We start from the raw sequence: 16,334 nt of genomic DNA, 5'->3' as shown, positions 1-16,334 counted from the left end.
ATTTCATCATCATCATCATCGCCATCTCTATGGGTTGTGTCGAGTCCCAGGGCTGCTGCCGAAATTACCACAGCTGCTAGGAGGGCTTCTCCGTCCACTTCATCAACAACACTGAGTCCGGCATTATCAGATAAATCCTGTTTCCAGAGCGTAATAGTCGATGCATCCTGGCTTGCATTGCTACCAAAAACCCCTTGTAGTGTGAACCCTGACATAATTGATCTTTGTTTTTAACGACCCATCAATCATAGGAGACGCGATCGCGTTTTCCCCAAATATCCCTCTGGGGATTCTTTTTAACCAAGAGAAGAATCGTGTAATTCCGATCCGAGAAGCAATTGGGGTTGAAAAACTTTGCTATAACTTCTGAGGGGTCAAAATACGATTTACCCAAGAAACAATTAGCTAAATTGGAGAAGAATAAAAAGCGTAAGCAACGTAAACTAGCTTTATCCGGTAAATAATTCACCTCGCATCACAGTTAGCGCTTGTCCGCCGAGAAAGACGCGATCGCCTCCTGTATAGCGCACTTTTACCACCCCACCGCGACTGGATGCCTGATAAGCTAAAAATTCATCTTTGTGCAAGCGATCGCGCCAGAAGGCAGCAAGGCAACAATGGGCAGCCCCAGTTACAGGGTCTTCATCAATACCTACTCCTGGTGCAAAGAAGCGAGAGACGAAATCATATTGGGAATCAGATTGTGTAAGGCTGGTGACAATGACATCAGAAACAGGCAACGTTTTTAATAGTTGAAAATTCGGCTGTATTTGCCGCACCAAGTCTTCCAATTCCAATTCCACTAAATAACCTAGCGAATTCTGCAAGACAGATTTGTATGGTACACCCAAAGCAACCTTGAGTTCTGGAGGAGCGATCGTTGCTTGTGAGTGATTCACAGGAAAATCTAACTCAATCCACTCACCTTGCAACTTAGCAATCAGCACTCCGCTTTTGGTATAGAAACGTGCAACTTCATCAGGTGACAGATGTCCCTCTGACCAAAGTACATGGGCACTAGCTAAAGTCGCATGACCACAAAGCGGTACTTCCACCGTTGGCGTAAACCAACGCAGATTAAAGCCATCATCCTGTCTAATGAGAAAAGCCGTCTCAGATAAATTCATTTCCTGCGCTACGTTCTGCATCCAACGTTCGTCTTGGGGAGTAAGCAAAACACAGACAGCAGCAGGATTACCTGCAAAAAGTGTATTGGTAAAAGCATCAACTTGAGTAATGATTTGTCCCACTAGAGTCACCTTGAAAGTTAGACAGTAATATAGCGGTTCTCGACCCTTGTGAGGTACAATAACCCCACCCCGAAACCCCTAAGAGCAAGCGAGGAGGGGGCTATGATCTACCTCATCTGATTAGGAAACGCTATATATTTATCAGAAGTGCGTTAATGCTTAACTGAACTGTATTGATTTATAAATTAGTAATACAATCTGCAAAAACTAGAGTCAATGTTAAAGCAAAACGGAAACATGAGGATAAAAATCTTCAGAAGCATCTTTGGTGCTGTCAACTTAGCGGTAATTACTGGAGGATTAGTTAGTTGTACTGTTAAAGTACCGCAGCCAGTTGCTCCACCTGAGCAACAAAAACCAGTCTTACAACCTACGCAACAGCCTAAGCAGGTAAAGCAAAATGATAAAAATGGTGACGACAAAAATGGCGATCGCAAGGATGATAAAAAAGATGACGATAAAGAAGATAACGACTAAATAAAGGCAAAACTATCACCTTTTCTTTGAGTTTCCATTTATGCTGATCCAACAAACTTCTATTTCCCTAATCGATACTTTACGCCTTCGACGGCAAGAACTAGCCAACCTGATTGATTTTCCAGCAATTCTGTGGTCAGGTAGCAATAGTCCGCGCAACTTTCCCGCAAATCCCTTTCCGTTTCGCGCTAGCAGTCATTTCCTCTATTTTGCCGGATTGCCATTATCAAACGCGGCAATTCGTTTAGAAGCGGGCAAGCTAGAACTATTCATCGACGATCCATCACCCAGCAGTGCCCTTTGGCATGGAGAAATGGCAACGCGCGAAGAAATAGCCCAGAAGATTGGAGCGGATGTGGCTCGACCAATGGCAGAATTAGAGTCTTGGGTAGAAGATGCCGCCACAATTGCTATACAAGATGCTGTTACTTGGACACAGCAGACGCAGCTATTAAATAGATGGATTTTACCACAAAGTCCTCCCGAAGGAATTGATTTAGAGTTAGCCAAGGCGATCGTTACTATCCGCCTCACTCATGATCAAGCTGGATTAACCGAGTTGCGAAAAGCTGCGGTTGTGACTGTTGAAGCACACAAAGCTGGGATGGCTGCAACACCTCAAGCGAAACTAGAAGCAGAAGTTCGTGCAGCGATGGAAGGGGTAATTATTGCCCACAATATGACCACTTCCTACAACAGTATTGTCACGGTTCACGGTGAAGTTTTGCATAACGAGCAGTATCACCACCCTCTACAACCAGGAGATTTACTGCTTGCGGATGTTGGCGCTGAAACCCAGATGGGTTGGGCAGGTGACGTCACGCGCACATGGCCGGTTTCCGGTAAATTTTCATCAACCCAGAGAGATATTTATAATATCGTATTGGCAGCCCATGATGCTTGCATTGCCAAAATACATCCTGGTGTAGAGTATGGGGATATTCATTTGCTAGCTGCTACGGTGATCGCTGAAGGTTTAGTAGAGTTAGGCATTTTACAAGGAAATCCCCAAGATTTAGTAGAAATAGATGCTCACGCGCTATTTTTCCCTCATGGTATCGGTCATCTACTGGGTTTAGATGTCCATGATCTGGAAGATTTGGGCGATTTGGCAGGGTATGAAGAGGGACGTGAAAGGAGCGATCGCTTTGGCTTAGGCTACCTGCGGTTGAATCGTCCTTTGCGTCCAGGAATGTTAGTTACAATTGAACCTGGTTTTTATCAAGTACCAGCAATTTTAAATGATCCCAATCTGCGCTCAAAATATCATAATGTCGTGAATTGGCAGCGTTTATCTGAATTTGCTGATGTGCGCGGAATCCGCATCGAAGATGATGTTTTAGTTACAACAGCAGGTAGCGAAGTTTTAACAGCCGCATTACCAAATAGTACCAGTGCTGTGGAAGATTTAGTGAGTTGTTAAAAAATAAGTAGGCAAACATAATTAATTACACAATGTCATTGCCAATGCAGCGTACTCCTTTAGAGAACCCGTTCGCTACCCGTCTCCTGACGCAGATGGCTAGCGAAATGAAGCAATTCGCTTGCGGCTGGGATTGCAACTCTTGGAGCTAACAGCCAGATCCATAACTAGGGTACATCAAGTGCTTCGGCGTAGCCCGTCGTAGACATCGCCTTTTTGGAGTACTAACTAGCGTATGTCAGATGCGATTCTCCTTTGGAGACGCTACGCGATCGCCGGCTATTACAGCAGTTTTCATGTATTTTAACCACATCTGTCGTAGGGGCACAGCATGCTGTGCCCCTACCGCGTGGTCTATTTACCTGAAAAATGCCACACACGCATTAGCAGATGACCAAAGAACTGCACTGAGCAACCTTAAATATGCACGGCAACTAGGAATATGGTTTCATCGGGTTAATACCAAAGATCCCGATTTTCATCCTGGCTCTTTTGTTCCACCTCAAAACCCAGCAGTCGAAACCCAAGCACTAAAACTTGAATTAGAACAGCTGCGTGCAGAGTTACAAGCCAGCCGCACAGCCGCAGAACTAGCACAAATTACTGCCCAACAAGAAGCACAGCGCCGCATATCCGCGGAAGAATTAGCTAAAGAAGCCGAGGCACAAAAACAAGCTGCCTTAAATCACCTTGTAATTATTCAAACCACAGCAGAAAGTCAGTCTGCACAAACAATTCAAGAAACCATCCAGCTTTCCCAGCAGGCAGGAGAAAATATTGACTTAGATGAACGCGAAACTCGTCGGCTCATCGATGCCCAACTTCGTGCAGCTAGTTGGGAGGTAGATTCGGAACAGCTTACTTATAGTAACGGTATCCGTCCGCAAAAAGGGAAGAATTTAGCGATCGCACAATGGCCCACAGATGATGGACGTGCTGACTATGTTTTATTTGTGGGAATCCAGGTAGTCGCTGTAGTCGAAGCCAAGCGTTACAGTCGCGGCTACAAAATTAAAGGTAATGAAATATTACCCGGTGGCCCTTGGGGTGAATATCAAGTCCCCTTTGTCTTTGCTACTAACGGACGCGAATTCTTGCGACAGTTGCAAACCAAAAGCGGTATTTGGTTCTGTGACTTACGCCGTCCTGACAACATCCGCCGTCCTCTCAACACTTGGTACAAGCCTGAAGGTTTTATTGATGCCCTCAACCAAGATGTAGATAAGGCACACCAATTACTTGCCCAAGAAGATTTTACATATAATCTGCTACTGCGCGATTACCAGATTAAAGCTATTAAAGCAGTGGAAGCGCGATTGGCAGAAGGTGCAAGGGAACTGTTATTGGCAATGGCAACGGGGACAGGGAAAACTAAAACCTGCATTGCCCTGGTTTATCGTCTCCTCAAAACCAAACGTTTTCGCCGCGTTTTGTTCCTGGTAGACCGCACCGCATTGGGAGAACAAGCCACCAATGTTTTTAAAGAAACGCGGATGGAGAATCTGCAAACCTTCGCTGATATCTTTGGTATTAAAGAACTTGGTGACTCGATACCAGATAGAGATACAAAAGTCCAAATTGATACTGTGCAAGCATTTGTTAAACGCATTCTCTACCCAAGTGATAACACTCCTATTCCCACAGCAGATCAATATGATTGCATTGTTGTGGATGAATGTCACAGAGGATATTTACTAGATAGAGAGTTAAGCGATACAGAGATTACCTTTCGTGACTTTAACGATTACATCTCCAAATATCGCCGTGTCCTCGACCATTTTGATGCTGTAAAAATTGGACTTACTGCCACGCCAGCACTGCACACCACCCAAATATTTGGTGAACCTGTTTACACCTACAGTTACAAAGAAGCAGTCATTGATGGCTACCTCATCGACTGCGAACCACCAATTCGCATTACTACTGCCCTCTCAGAAGATGGCATAATGTGGCAAGCTGGGGAAGCAATGGAATATTATGACCCCATCACAGGCAGAATCGATTTAGTCCATGCCCCGGATGAAGTCAAAATTGAGGTAGCGCAATTTAATCGCCGGGTTGTTACCGAAGAATTTAATCGGGTAATCTGTAAATTTTTAGCAGAAAATATTGACCCCTCACTGCCAGGAAAAACCTTAATATTTTGTGTGACTGATAATCATGCTGATAGGAATGATGCTAATGAAGGAAGTCCGCGTGTTGACCAAGGGGAGTCGGGACGGTGGCGCTGCTTTACGCGGGAGGAAATTACTAAACGCGGCGAAAATCTAGATATTACTTGGCTGCGGGATGAAAGTTTGCAGTCGGGGGATAATTTACCGGAACCTGATATCATTGCAGCCGCTATTATGACGAAATTACAAACAGCGATCGCGGAGATGGAGGCGTTGACGGCGTTGCTGTCAGGGGAAGAAGAAACCGAGGAAGGTGCAGCACTTTTAGAATAAAAGCAAACCCACAGTAATCAATTGTTATGACCCAAGCCTTACCAAAAATAGTTACCTTTGACGAATTTATTACCTGGTATCCTGAAAACTCTGGGGTACGCTATGAATTGCACAATGGGGAAATTGTCGAAATGTCACAGCCTACGGGGAAACATGAAAGGATAAAAGGATTTTCGGCGGCTGAATTGACTTTAGAGTTTAGAAGATTAAATCTCCCCTACTTTATTCCCAATCAAGCAATTGTAAAACCACCAGAAAGAGAATCAGGTTATTTCCCTGATGTATTAATACTAAATGACGCTGCTTTGGTTGATGAACCTTTTTGGGAAAAGTCTTCTACTGTTACTAAGGGTGCATCAATTCCTTTAGTGATTGAGGTTGTCAGTACAAATTGGCGCGATGATTATTATCTGAAACTTGCCGATTATGAAGAAATGGGTATCCCCGAATATTGGATTGTTGACTATGCAGCATTGGCGGCTAGGAAGTTTATTGGTAATCCCAAACAACCCACTTTTTCAGTCTATCAACTAATTGATGGGGAATACCAAGTTAGTCTGTTTCGGGGTAGCGATAAAATTCTATCTCCTACTTTCCCTGAGTTAAATTTAACTGCGGAACAAGTTTTTCATGCTGGTCAATAATAAGTATTAAATTTACTAAATTATCAGAGGTAGGTAGTAAAGATGAGTGCAGAACAAGAATTATTAACCAAGTGGCGTTCCCTTCCACAAGACAAATAGGAAGAAGTTTTAGATTTTGTTGAATTTCTTCGCTTGAAAACCTCTGCAAATAAAACTCCCTTGGGAGAACGTTTACGCCAAATTCGCACTCTTATTGTTGCTTCTGGTGAACCTTTATTAGATGAAGATGAAATAGAAAAACAAATTGCTAGTCGTCGTGGGGGATTACAGGAAACATAACCCGTTAGAGTAACTTTTTATTAGGAGAAAAAGACGATGGATAGTATAAAAATCAGATCCCATGTGGGTAAAGATGGGATTTTACATTTAGATATCCCCTTGGGAATAACGGATAGAGAAGTTGAAATCATGGTGATTTATCAACCAATAGAAATATCAAAGCAGCAAAAAACACCAGAAGAATTAGGCTGGCCTCCTGGTTTTTTTGAGCAAACTGCTGGTTGTTTAGCAGATGACCCAATTCAAAGATATCCCCAAGGTGAATACGAAGAACGAGAGCCGTTATTTGAATGATTTATTTGTTAGATACTAACGCTTGTATTGTTTATTTAAATCGCCCTATGTATGGCGTGAGACAAAAAATACAATCGCTGTCACCACAAGATGTTGCTGTATGTTCTGTGGTTAAAGCTGAACTATTTTATGGTGCAATGCGAAGCAACAATACTACACGCACCCTAGCTTTACAAGAAGCATTCCTAAATAATTTCGTATCATTGCCTTTTGATGATTCCGCCGCCACTATTTACGGGAGAATTCGGGCTGAGTTAGCAGCTATTGGTACGCCGATTGGCCCTTATGATTTGCAGATTGCTGCTATTGCAATGGCGAATAATTTAATCTTGGTTACGCATAATACGCGGGAATATGGTTATTTAGATTTGAATGAAATAAAAGAAATTGAAGTTTTACCAGAAGATTTAGAAAAAGACCTCGACCAAGAATTAACACGTTTTTGTAAAGATAAGGGAATCACAGTTGAGGTATTTCTAGAAGCTGCTTGGACTTTTGCTAGTGCCGATAACGCACTTTTAGAAAAAGTCACCACTGAAGCCAAGCGCCGCTACGACCAACGCAAGCGAGTTGGTCAAATTAAGCGGTTAATAACTATGTTGAGTAACTCGTCAAAGTAAGAGATGGTAAGAGGGCGATCGCTAGGTATCCGTGAGAGGGTATCTATGCATGAAGAACAGTTTGACTCGCGTTACCTACGCTTTCACAGATAACTTTCGCTGGCTTATTCAGTCTGTGATAGCAAGCAGGTAAATATATGCTTATGATAGTTGATGTAGGCAGCAGATTTGAGGATTTTCTGACCGTCAAAATTTGTGTGACTATATTCCTCTTCCATTAGAAAATCAGCCAAAATTCTTAAGTCTTTTAGTGCTTTTACCTGTATACCGAACAGTTCGGCAATACCTACATAAAGCTCATTTGCACTGAGATGCTCCCGGCTAGAGGGCAATCAGTCTTTGGATTGAGCGATCGCAAGTTATGCTTACACGGATGCCAAAATCACCGAAGACGAGACTTACAAACCAGGTAATTGCCTCACTTAATTCTGGGGTATGGCGCGATCGCTCCCGCATTCCCCAGGTAGTTGAGTATTTTTTTATTGGGAAGTCCCTTAATCAGGGAATATCTATAGATGTTACTATTTTAAGCCTTGCTAATTGGTATCGTGAAGACATAGTATTCTACCTCATGATATTTTAAATAATTCCAAATTCATGATCAAAAACGCCATAGGATTACTACTCAACGGAGTTATTGTCAGTTTAGGACTATTGCCATTATTAGCTCAAGCACAGCAGCCGGTTTCTGATACCCAAGTTGCAGCGATAGTAGAGGCGTTGCGACAGGCTGCACCGCAGATAAAAAATCCCAATGATGGACTTTACAGCCAATGGCAAGTTAAACCAGAAACCCTCAAAGGCTGGTCAAAAACTTGTCTCAAACGAGAACTAACACCGGCGCAGTTTGAAAACAGCCCTGCGATCGCCCGTCAAGTTGTATCCTGTATCATGCGCCGTGAGTTAAGCAATCAGTTGGACGCCACTAACAATAATGAAATTGCATCTGTGCGTGGCGCAGCTTGTTGGTGGATGACTGGTAACTATACAGGTTGTGAGAAAGGCTTCACTGCTGACTATGTGCAAAAAGTTGTCCGCTTTTACCAAAAACAGCGTTCAAAACCAGCAGCAACTTAATCATAAAAATGGTAAGGAACAGTGTCAGCCTCGTATTTGTCCTATCCTGGAGATGGGTAAATAGTGTTGTGGGTGAGACTGTGTTTTTCAGCGTTGTGATACCGACTTATAATCGCCAACCGATTTTAGAAAAGTGCCTCCGCGCCTTAGAGGTGCAGGAGTTGAGTCAGCCAAGTGTAGTTTCTGATTACGAGATTGTCTTGGTGGATGATGGTTCTACTGATGGTACATTGGAGTGGTTAGCAGCACACAAAGAAGAGTTTCCCCATGTGCAATGGTTTCAGCAAGACCATGCAGGGCCTGCTGCGGCTCGAAATTTGGGAGTAGAACAGGCGCTGGGAGACACAATTATCTTTATTGATAGCGATTTAGTGGTGCTGGAAAATTTCCTGCAAGCTCATGCTAATGCACTAATGCAGGGACAGGAGAAATTGGGGAGCGATCGCCTTTTCACTTACGGAGCAGTCATTAATACTTGTAATTTCGAGAACCCAACGGCTGAACCCTACAAAGTCACAGATTTTTCAGCAGCTTTTTTTGCTACCGGAAATGTCGCAATTCCCAAACATTGGCTAGAGAAAGCCGGACTTTTTGATACCAGCTTTCAGCTCTATGGCTGGGAAGATTTAGAATTAGGTGTGCGGCTGAAAAAACTAGGTTTAACACTAATTAAATGTCCAGAAGCCGTAGGATATCACTGGCATCCACCATTTAAATTAGAGCAAATTCCCCGATTAATTGACCAAGAAATTCAACGCGGACGTATGGGAGTTTTGTTTTATCAAAAGCATCCTACATGGGAAGTGCGAATGATGATTCAAATGACTTGGCTGCATCGCTTACTTTGGGGAATTCTTTCGCTCAATGGTGCGCTAAATGAGCGGACAATGGCTCCCTTCTTGCAATGGCTGATTAATTTAGGTAAACCACAATTGGCTTTAGAAATTGCCCGAATTTTCCTCAATTGGTATAACGTTAAGGGAGTCTATGAAGCCTATGCTCAAATGCAGCAAGCATCGTGATTAAAAAGTGAGGAATACAGAGTTTAGATGTAACACACAAATAAAATTACAAAATTCCTTTTCCTAATACCTTACGCTTCAAAACGAGTATCCGAGGTCTTGCTCCTGTACCTGAAAAACCTAAACCTTCGCGGAAGATTTCTGGCATATAAAATCGTGCCTCGCTATCCTTTTCCTTATCTTCGTAAATAACCCCCATTTCCTCTAGCATTCTTACTGTCGGCTGATCCATTTCAAACTGTTCTACTCCAAAAGGAATTTTTCGTTCAGAAGAGTTATATTTAGGTAGTTTGTCCTCAACCCAAGTTTTGAAAGATAGATATTCATCCTTGGCTTCTTGCACCTTCTTTTCACTGCATGGTTTAAGAGCGCGGCGAATAGCTTGAGGAGGTAAAAGACGGCTAGTAGACCACTTTTCAAATTGTACTTCTTTAGTTCTTTCTACAGTAATATCGGCTGCGTGCAACAATAAACGAACAATATCTCTCGCCTGAAGCCTACCATTAAAATCTGTCAAAGCTGCAAATATCCAGGAAGCTGTATATGCTTCTTTCGAGTTATCTGAACCTAGCCTTTTACCCCATAATTTTTCTAATCGCTCTAGAATATTCTGTTTACTTAAACTGTTAATCTCTGTTAGAGATGCATCTATTACTTGAGACTGGCTACATATCCAAAAGACTAAACGCAGAAAAGAATCTTGATCCCAAGATAGATCATAAGAAAGGTAAAGGTTTTCAAACTGTTTTAAGTTTTGAGTAATTGTATAACGCAGAAAATCACGGCGCACAAAAATTATTACCCCAAGGTTAGACTGCCTAATTTCTGATAACCTCTTTGGCAAATCATCAATCAGAGCTTTTAAGGCAATTTTTTCTTGATTGATGGATGCAATGTTTGGGAATATATCCTCTAATCCATCAAACAGAAAGATAATACGTAAACCTCTATCTTTCAAATCACGATTTATGGAGCTAAGAATATTAGGACTATGTGTTTCAGGATTCACACCTATAGCTTTTGCAATTTGACCAATCCAGAATTCTGTCCATTGTGGTTCACTCCAGTTTTCAGTTGCAATGGCTCTTTTAATTCTATCTACATATTCTGAAGGTAGAAACTCAGGAACACTATCTCCCAAAGCTGATATCACCTCGTTTCTAGCTTCATTAATCACAGTTTTGGCATTATCTTTAATGTTAGTTGATTCAAGGAAAGGAAAGATATGTGTTTTTAACTGTGATTCCTGAATCGTATTATCTATACGATTCAAAAAACTTTCCCAGTATTTAAAACGTGATAACTGTATATAGTTAAACGTTTTTCCTGCGCCTTTAGCTCCAATTGATACGACATGAGGTAATTCATCTCGAAAATTAGTAGCTAAATTCTTCAATGGTTCTGTTACTAATAAATCTTCTCCCCGCCCTTGTTCAGCATACTCATATTGCTGACATAAATCTCTGAGTCTACGAACCTCAACAATTTCTTGATGCTCTTTTGTAGATTTTGACTGTAATTCCTGCTCATTTGGTATAACCAACTGTTCTTTAGCCCACTCCTTTGCTACATTCATCACTGAAGTTGGACTTAGTTTTAATCGGGAATCTTCCCAATTGTTAATGTATAGTAATTCTTGGGCAAAATAGGTTTCTTTGATTTCCAATCTTGTAGCATATAAATTATCTTCTTCTGGCTGTGCATAAGCAGACTGAAATCTCACCAATGCATCTTCAAAGGCTGGTAAAGACTTTAGTTCTGGCATTAACATACTAATTAATAAACACGGCTCGTAATAGCTTTTATCATCAACTCTTTCTTCTGGCGGTGCAACTCTACCAATTTGCTCTAAAACAAGACTTGTACCTATGACTGATTGCTCGGTGATTGTTGTCACAAGAAAGCGCTGAATTCTAGGATCAAAAATGATGGGGCTGGATATTTCACTCAAACCCGCTCTCAAATCAATGAACACATAGTCAGCACCAACAGCCTTACCTAGACTATGAATAGCATTGCCCCATTCCCAAGCGCCATCTGGACTTCTAACCAACTGCTCTGGCAGAATAGGTGTATCTAATAGCTGATCATCATCAAGACAGGCAGGTAAAAAATAGACAGTTGACTTTCCTTCATATTTAGAAGATTTCTTAACTTCTCTGGCAAATAATGAAAGTGTTTGTTCTCTTTCAATAGGAGAATAGTGATAAACTTCAAGAAAATCAATTAAAGAAACAGATGGTTGCTGCTTTTCTGAACGATTCCAATAGGTAAGACCAGGAGCTTCTAAATCAGCATCAATAACCAATACATTAATAGACAAATCTAGTTCTTTAGCTCTATCTAGTAAGGCGAAAAGATGCGCTGCTAAATTCAATGTTCTACCTACACCACCTTTGAAAGAATAAAAGGCTATTAGATTAGGTTTTTCAGTATATGCATCTGGAAGCTTAACTTGTTTTTCTATTACATTTTTTATTTCTGAATCATTTTCAATATAAGCAATTTCTTCCCAAAATGGACGTATAGAAATATCGATTGTAGATGCTTCTTCTCCGAGAATAAATTCCACTGGTAATGTAGCGTCACCAAGATCAAGTTGTATAATAGACTGATCTTCTTGATACCAGTCGCCAAACCATTCTTTTAAGGTATTATTGGCGTTTTCTATACTCTGGTCATTTTTCAGACCAATTTCTAAGGCATCTGAGAAACAACGAATTCTTACTACTCCATCTGGTAGTTTGCTGCCATAGTAGGTTTTGCGGCAAATAGTTCTTCTGACATCAAGCCATGTTAGTAGTCTCAGAGATTTCATAGTCTTTTAAGTTCTTCATCAATCCATTTGACAATTTCTAACAATTTATTTTCTAATTCTTCATCGGTTATATCTGCTAATGAAGAGCATCCACCATATCGCCACATTTGGTTAACTTCTCCAGGAGTAAATTTTCTTTCATCATCCTTGCCACTTTTACCTTTTATAGGTTTCATAGTTAACTGTGCTGGTAATTTCAAATTGTTGCCAGCAGACAAACAATCTAGTAGCTTGTTCACATCATGTTGGCATTGAGCAATATCTATACATAAATCGGTACGATTTGTTCGTGGTTTTCCCCTTTTCATCAAAACTGCTTTCAAACCACATTCAACTGCATAAAATAAGAGTAACCGATGAGCGTTAGATCGTGGTGTCTTACAAGAAGCAGACCAATTATCTCGCCAAGCTTTCTCTATTTCTCTATCTGTAAACGGAATTACCATTATGCTATTTGTAGTCTAACTAACTAAGCATTAACTCAGATATACTATGTCAAAATCGCCCCACCCATCAAGCGCTCATACCGATACTTCAACTCTTCTTTCATCAAATACCAGCGCTCTAAAGTTGCATCCATCTCTATAATTTTCTCTGCTGCTTGCCGCGCTAAAAGTAAAACTTCCTCATCCTCAACCAAGCTTGCCAATGTAAAATCTGGCACTCCAGATTGACGTGTTCCCAGTACTTGCCCTGGCCCACGAAAACGCATATCCATTTCAGAGATGAAAAAGCCATCCTGAGATTGTTCCAACACCTTTAACCGTTGTTGAGCATCAGGACTCCTAGAACTGCTCATCAACAGACAGTAAGACTGAGCCGCGCCACGACCAACACGCCCCCGCAGTTGGTGCAGTTGTGATAAGCCAAATCGCTCTGCATTTTCAATGAGCATTACTGTAGCATTAGGTACGTCTACACCAACCTCAATAACGGTAGTAGAAACCAAAATTTGCGTTTGGTTATCACGAAATTTGGTAATCGCCTCATCCTTCTCGGCTGAACTCATGCGACCGTGCAGCAGCCCCACTTGAAAGTCGGGGAAAACGCTTTCTTGTAACTTTTGATGCTCTTCCACAGCCGATCGCAGATCCAGTTTTTCTGATTCTTCCACCAAAGGCAAAACCACGTAAACTTGTCTACCTTGAGCAATTTCTCGGCGCATCAGGTCGTAAGCATGGTTGCGTTGCTGACCCGACAATACTGTTGTCTGAATCTTTTGGCGTCCTGGTGGTAACTCATCAATTTGGCTCACATCCAAATCCCCGTGTATCGTCAGTGCTAAGGTTCGGGGAATCGGGGTAGCTGTCATAGTTAACACATGGGGTTGCTCACCTTTTTGCTGCAAACGCGCGCGTTGTTCTACACCAAAGCGGTGCTGCTCATCTATCACCACTAATCCCAATTGATGGAAGTTTACGGGGTCTTGAATCAAGGCATGAGTTCCCACTAACAGAGGTAATTCACCAGTTGCCAACTGAGAATGTATTTGTCTTCTTTTAGCAGTTTTGGTAGAACCTGTCAGTAATTCTACTGGTAAATGTAAGAGGTTAAACCAGCTAACTAACTTGCGATAATGTTGTTCTGCCAAAACTTCCGTGGGAGCCATCAGCGCCGCTTGGTAGCCAGATTGAATTGCTGCGAGGATAGCCAGCACGGCGACAACCGTTTTACCAGAACCGACATCGCCTTGCACCAAACGATTCATTGGTACGGGTTTTTGTAAATCGTTGAGAATGTCGTTGAGAACTCGTTGCTGTGCGCCAGTGAGTTGAAAAGGCAGTATTTCGTGGAATTTCTCTACAAGTTGACCGCGTGGGACAAGGATGGCGCTAGTTTGAATCGCCCTTGCTTGCTGCTGACGTTGCAACAACCCAAGTTGCAGGTAGAAAAATTCATCAAAGACTAGGCGACGACGGGCAACTTTCAGGGCATCGCTATCACTGGGAAAATGAATATTAGCGATCGCATCTTTCAATTCCATCAAACCATACTTTTGCCGCAAACCACTTGGCAAGGGGTCTTTTATCTGAGCCGCAGCCGGCAAAGCAGCAATTACCGCCTGTCGCACTGTATTCGCCACCACGCCTTCAGTCAGTCCATAAATTGGCACCACCCGCCCAATATTCAGCGACTCAATCGAATCTCCGGGATTTGCCAAAACCTCTAGTTCGGGATTATCCAGTGTCAAGCCGTATTTACTTTCTTTCACCAACCCACACGCCGCCAAAATACTACCTACTGCATAACGGCGTTTTAAACTTTCTTGCCAAGCGCGACTGCTAAAGCGCGTACCTGCGTAAAAACGACCAATTTTGATTTGACCACTATTATCTTTTACAATCAGTTCTAAAATTGATAATTTTTGATTCTTGGGGCTATTAAAGCAGTTGCAACGCTTTACTGTAGCCACTATTGTCACCGTCTCACCCGCCTGTAATTCGCGGATATTCACCTGACGCGCATAATCAATGTGGTCACGAGGATAGTAGAAAAGCAAGTCGCGGACGCTGTGTAAACCAAGCCGTGCCAGATTATCAGCTTTTTTGAAGCCTATTTCTGGTAAATCACTGAGTTTTTGCTCAATGTTCGGTGCAAGCCTCCGACTTAACTCAGCAACGATTGGAGATTTGGGATTTGGGATTTTTTTCCCCTGCTCCTTTTGCTCCCCCTGCTCCTCTTGCTGTACTTGGGAAAGATACCTGCGAGTCTCTGCTACTAAGTTTTGTCTTTCTTCCAGCGCTAGATGTGGATAACTAGCAAATTGCACCGCTAGTCCTTGCCAACGGCGGCGTTCAGTTTGCGGCAACCCTGTGGGGAATTTGCCCAAAGTTAGGCTGAGAAATTCACTGAAGCGGTATTGTTTGCCCACCAAGTCTGTAAAGCCACGTTCGGCTTCTATTGCCAAGGCTTTGTGCAATCGTATCCAATCTGGTTTTTCATTAGTCATTGGTCAGCAGAGTGAGGAGTGAGGAGTAGAGACGCGATTAATCGCGTCTCTACAGTTAGGAGTTAGAAATAAATTACTCATAACTCATAATTCATAACTCATAACTTTATTCAAACCAACTAGCACGCCATGCAGCTTCAGCTTCCGCGATCGCTCTTTCGCGATGTGCTTTTTGATACTCTCGTCCTAGCTTGTTTAGCTGAACTAAAATACTACGGATTTGCCTGCGCTCAGAGGAGAGTGTCACATCAGCAAATTCAATTTCCCCTAGCCGCAGGTTAATAGCCATAATTTGCGTCAGTCCAGAATCTTCTGACTGTTGCTCATTTTCAATTTCAATTACTAAGTTTAATAAGTTCGGTGGTCCTGGCATTACCTCGGCAGATGCTTCTGATGCCGCCGCCGCCGCAGCTAAAATCGGTTCTGGTAATTTTTTGGGTAATACCCCAGCTTTTTGTAATAAAATATTAGCATCATGCGAAAGTTTTTTCAGTATCTCTTGCGTAACCTCTTCTAAGTTCTGTTGCCATTTTGCCAGTTCTATAGGATTAGAGGTGTCGAGGCTAAGAGGCTCAGGGGTAGATGTGTCCATAATCACAGGAGTTACTCCCTCATCTTCCTCATCTCCCTCACTTTTAATATAAGTGAGCAATTCCTCAGATGCCAGCTGACCCAACTTGCGGATGGCTTGTTGCAATTGTTGGCGCTGATTCAATGATAAATGCAGAAAGCTTTCGGGATATCCCTGAGTACAAAGGTGGTAACTCGCCAGAATCAACTGTTTTCGTACAGCTAACCCCAAGCTATTGAGATAACTAGCATAAGCGGTTTGTAGTTCTACTGCGATCGCGCGAATCGCTTCTTTGAGTCCTGCAATATCCCGTTCAATTCGCTCGATTGCTCTTGCCATATCTTTTGATTCTTGCCCATATCAACTATTACATAGTACAAATGTACAAATTTATTTTAGGATAACTTTCCAAAGGATTTTAGATTTTAAATTAAACCTCATCTAAGTTGAGAACCGTAGTTT

At 42.2% G+C, this 16,334-nt stretch carries 16 protein-coding genes and 1 pseudogene; 10 read left to right on the top strand and 7 right to left on the bottom strand.

Annotated features, from left to right (window positions below; all coding sequences use genetic code 11):
* Together ACYTXL_RS13275 and ACYTXL_RS13270 are read right to left on the bottom strand one after the other, a co-directional pair.
* Positions 1–215, bottom strand: a pseudogene (locus tag ACYTXL_RS13275) (hypothetical protein); the annotation flags it as partial.
* Between the two features lie 234 nt (positions 216–449).
* Positions 450–1,250, bottom strand: coding sequence for a PhzF family phenazine biosynthesis protein (locus tag ACYTXL_RS13270; protein WP_461925157.1), 801 nt, complete (start codon positions 1,248–1,250; stop codon positions 450–452).
* 237 nt (positions 1,251–1,487) lie between these two features.
* On the opposite strand from ACYTXL_RS13270, the gene ACYTXL_RS13265 reads away from it, so the two are divergent.
* From ACYTXL_RS13265 to ACYTXL_RS13235, 7 genes are all read left to right on the top strand, one after another.
* A complete protein-coding gene (locus ACYTXL_RS13265; RefSeq protein ID WP_461925156.1) occupies positions 1,488–1,727 on the top strand; it encodes a hypothetical protein in 240 nt (79 codons plus the stop codon).
* A 40-nt stretch (positions 1,728–1,767) separates the two neighbouring features.
* The gene (locus ACYTXL_RS13260) at positions 1,768–3,150 is read left to right on the top strand and encodes an aminopeptidase P family protein (protein ID WP_461925155.1); all 1,383 of its coding nucleotides are present in this window, start codon (positions 1,768–1,770) and stop codon (positions 3,148–3,150) included.
* 242 nt (positions 3,151–3,392) lie between these two features.
* Positions 3,393–5,597: a type I restriction-modification system endonuclease gene (gene hsdR, locus ACYTXL_RS13255; protein ID WP_461925154.1), complete on the top strand. Its 2,205-nt coding sequence runs from the start codon at positions 3,393–3,395 to the stop codon at positions 5,595–5,597.
* 26 nt (positions 5,598–5,623) lie between these two features.
* On the top strand, positions 5,624–6,241 hold the full coding sequence (locus ACYTXL_RS13250; RefSeq protein ID WP_373530096.1) for a Uma2 family endonuclease: 618 nt from the start codon (positions 5,624–5,626) through the stop codon (positions 6,239–6,241).
* A 132-nt stretch (positions 6,242–6,373) separates the two neighbouring features.
* Complete coding sequence (locus ACYTXL_RS13245; RefSeq protein WP_461925153.1) at positions 6,374–6,520, top strand: hypothetical protein; 147 nt, start codon at positions 6,374–6,376, stop codon at positions 6,518–6,520.
* A 36-nt stretch (positions 6,521–6,556) separates the two neighbouring features.
* Entirely contained in the window at positions 6,557–6,814 is a 258-nt protein-coding gene (locus tag ACYTXL_RS13240; protein WP_461925152.1) for a hypothetical protein, read from the top strand.
* Positions 6,811–7,434, top strand: a complete 624-nt coding sequence (locus ACYTXL_RS13235) for a PIN domain-containing protein (protein WP_461925151.1) — start codon at positions 6,811–6,813, stop codon at positions 7,432–7,434. The genes ACYTXL_RS13240 and ACYTXL_RS13235 overlap by 4 nt, the downstream gene beginning before the upstream one ends.
* Positions 7,435–7,538: 104 nt before the next feature.
* Here ACYTXL_RS13235 and ACYTXL_RS13230 read toward each other — a convergent pair whose 3' ends face one another.
* On the bottom strand, positions 7,539–7,766 hold the full coding sequence (locus tag ACYTXL_RS13230) for a hypothetical protein (protein ID WP_461925150.1): 228 nt from the start codon (positions 7,764–7,766) through the stop codon (positions 7,539–7,541).
* 41 nt (positions 7,767–7,807) lie between these two features.
* Here ACYTXL_RS13230 and ACYTXL_RS13225 point away from each other — a divergent pair, with 41 nt between their 5' ends.
* From ACYTXL_RS13225 to ACYTXL_RS13215, 3 genes are read left to right on the top strand one after another with little or no spacing between them, the layout of a single operon-like run.
* Positions 7,808–8,017 carry a hypothetical protein gene (locus ACYTXL_RS13225; protein ID WP_461925149.1) on the top strand — a complete coding sequence of 70 codons (210 nt, stop codon included), beginning with the start codon at positions 7,808–7,810 and terminating at the stop codon, positions 8,015–8,017.
* A 14-nt stretch (positions 8,018–8,031) separates the two neighbouring features.
* Positions 8,032–8,511, top strand: coding sequence for a hypothetical protein (locus tag ACYTXL_RS13220; protein WP_461925148.1), 480 nt, complete (start codon positions 8,032–8,034; stop codon positions 8,509–8,511).
* Positions 8,512–8,519: 8 nt separating this feature from the next.
* Positions 8,520–9,533, top strand: coding sequence for a glycosyltransferase family 2 protein (locus ACYTXL_RS13215; RefSeq protein WP_461925147.1), 1,014 nt, complete (start codon positions 8,520–8,522; stop codon positions 9,531–9,533).
* 46 nt (positions 9,534–9,579) lie between these two features.
* Here the strand turns inward: ACYTXL_RS13215 and ACYTXL_RS13210 are convergent, their stop codons facing one another.
* The 4 genes from ACYTXL_RS13210 to ACYTXL_RS13195 form a co-directional block, all read right to left on the bottom strand.
* Complete coding sequence (locus ACYTXL_RS13210; protein ID WP_461925146.1) at positions 9,580–12,351, bottom strand: ParA family protein; 2,772 nt, start codon at positions 12,349–12,351, stop codon at positions 9,580–9,582.
* Positions 12,348–12,797, bottom strand: a complete 450-nt coding sequence (locus ACYTXL_RS13205; RefSeq protein WP_461925145.1) for a hypothetical protein — start codon at positions 12,795–12,797, stop codon at positions 12,348–12,350. Before ACYTXL_RS13205 ends, ACYTXL_RS13210 begins: the two co-directional genes overlap by 4 nt.
* Before the next feature lie 44 nt (positions 12,798–12,841).
* A complete protein-coding gene (recG, locus tag ACYTXL_RS13200) occupies positions 12,842–15,301 on the bottom strand; it encodes an ATP-dependent DNA helicase RecG (RefSeq protein WP_461925144.1) in 2,460 nt (819 codons plus the stop codon).
* Between the two features lie 106 nt (positions 15,302–15,407).
* On the bottom strand, positions 15,408–16,211 hold the full coding sequence (locus tag ACYTXL_RS13195) for a hypothetical protein (protein WP_461925143.1): 804 nt from the start codon (positions 16,209–16,211) through the stop codon (positions 15,408–15,410).
* Between the last annotated feature and the right edge of the window lie 123 nt (positions 16,212–16,334).

The organism is Nostoc sp. (assembly GCF_054880495.1).
This window is presented reverse-complemented; position numbering and strand designations above follow the sequence as displayed.

What these genes read in the sequence shown, in the direction of transcription:
- ACYTXL_RS13265 (WP_461925156.1), top strand. Translation starts at nt 1,488, where the DNA reads ATGAGGATAAAAATCTTCAGAAGCATCTTTGGTGCTGTCAACTTAGCG.
- ACYTXL_RS13210 (WP_461925146.1), bottom strand. Translation starts at nt 12,351, where the DNA reads ATGAAATCTCTGAGACTACTAACATGGCTTGATGTCAGAAGAACTATT.
- ACYTXL_RS13195 (WP_461925143.1), bottom strand. Translation starts at nt 16,211, where the DNA reads ATGGCAAGAGCAATCGAGCGAATTGAACGGGATATTGCAGGACTCAAA.
- ACYTXL_RS13260 (WP_461925155.1), top strand. Translation starts at nt 1,768, where the DNA reads ATGCTGATCCAACAAACTTCTATTTCCCTAATCGATACTTTACGCCTT.
- ACYTXL_RS13215 (WP_461925147.1), top strand. Translation starts at nt 8,520, where the DNA reads ATGGTAAGGAACAGTGTCAGCCTCGTATTTGTCCTATCCTGGAGATGG.
- ACYTXL_RS13205 (WP_461925145.1), bottom strand. Translation starts at nt 12,797, where the DNA reads ATGGTAATTCCGTTTACAGATAGAGAAATAGAGAAAGCTTGGCGAGAT.
- hsdR (WP_461925154.1), top strand. Translation starts at nt 3,393, where the DNA reads ATGCGATTCTCCTTTGGAGACGCTACGCGATCGCCGGCTATTACAGCA.
- ACYTXL_RS13225 (WP_461925149.1), top strand. Translation starts at nt 7,808, where the DNA reads ATGCCAAAATCACCGAAGACGAGACTTACAAACCAGGTAATTGCCTCA.
- ACYTXL_RS13250 (WP_373530096.1), top strand. Translation starts at nt 5,624, where the DNA reads ATGACCCAAGCCTTACCAAAAATAGTTACCTTTGACGAATTTATTACC.
- ACYTXL_RS13240 (WP_461925152.1), top strand. Translation starts at nt 6,557, where the DNA reads ATGGATAGTATAAAAATCAGATCCCATGTGGGTAAAGATGGGATTTTA.
- ACYTXL_RS13220 (WP_461925148.1), top strand. Translation starts at nt 8,032, where the DNA reads ATGATCAAAAACGCCATAGGATTACTACTCAACGGAGTTATTGTCAGT.
- ACYTXL_RS13235 (WP_461925151.1), top strand. Translation starts at nt 6,811, where the DNA reads ATGATTTATTTGTTAGATACTAACGCTTGTATTGTTTATTTAAATCGC.
- recG (WP_461925144.1), bottom strand. Translation starts at nt 15,301, where the DNA reads ATGACTAATGAAAAACCAGATTGGATACGATTGCACAAAGCCTTGGCA.